This window comes from Sphingomonas glacialis, from assembly GCF_014653575.1.
Classification (GTDB): Bacteria; Pseudomonadota; Alphaproteobacteria; order Sphingomonadales; family Sphingomonadaceae; genus Sphingomonas; species Sphingomonas glacialis.
On sequence record NZ_BNAQ01000052.1, the window covers coordinates 1 to 510 of the forward strand.

The 510-nt window shown below is 56.9% G+C and carries 1 protein-coding gene; it reads right to left on the minus strand.

Annotated features, from left to right (window positions below):
• Positions 1–490 (minus strand): aldo/keto reductase (locus IE187_RS21200; RefSeq protein WP_229839654.1); only part of this gene is annotated, 490 nt, incomplete at its 3' end.
• Between the last annotated feature and the right edge of the window lie 20 nt (positions 491–510).

A 510-nucleotide genomic window follows, 5' to 3' on the forward strand; every position in this document is an offset into this window, starting at 1 on the left:
TCACATTGCCCTTCGGATCGTGCAGGGCATCGATGGCAGCAAGTTCCGTGGCAGTCAGGTCGAAACTGGCACTGGCCAGATTGGACTTCATACGTTCGACGTGCTTGGACTTCGGGATGATGATGCGACCTTCTTGCGTATGCCAACGCAATACCACCTGTGCGGGCGTGACGTTGTGGGCCTCGGCCGCAGAGACAACCGGCTCGGATTCGATGTCCTTGCCGTGGCCGAGCGGGCTATACGCTTCAACGGTGATGCCATGTGCCTTGCAGAAGGCGAGATTATCCGGCTGGCTGAAACGCGGGTGCACTTCGATTTGGTTCACCGTTGGGGTTTCGCCGGAATCATCGATAACAGCCTGAAGATGCTCGGGAAGGAAGTTGCTGACGCCAGCCACGTGGATAGCACCTTCCTCTTGCAGTTTGAGCAGCGCCTTCCATGTCTCCTTGTAGAGATCGACTGCGGGGAATGGCCAATGAATCAGGTACATGTCGACTACATCCACGCCCA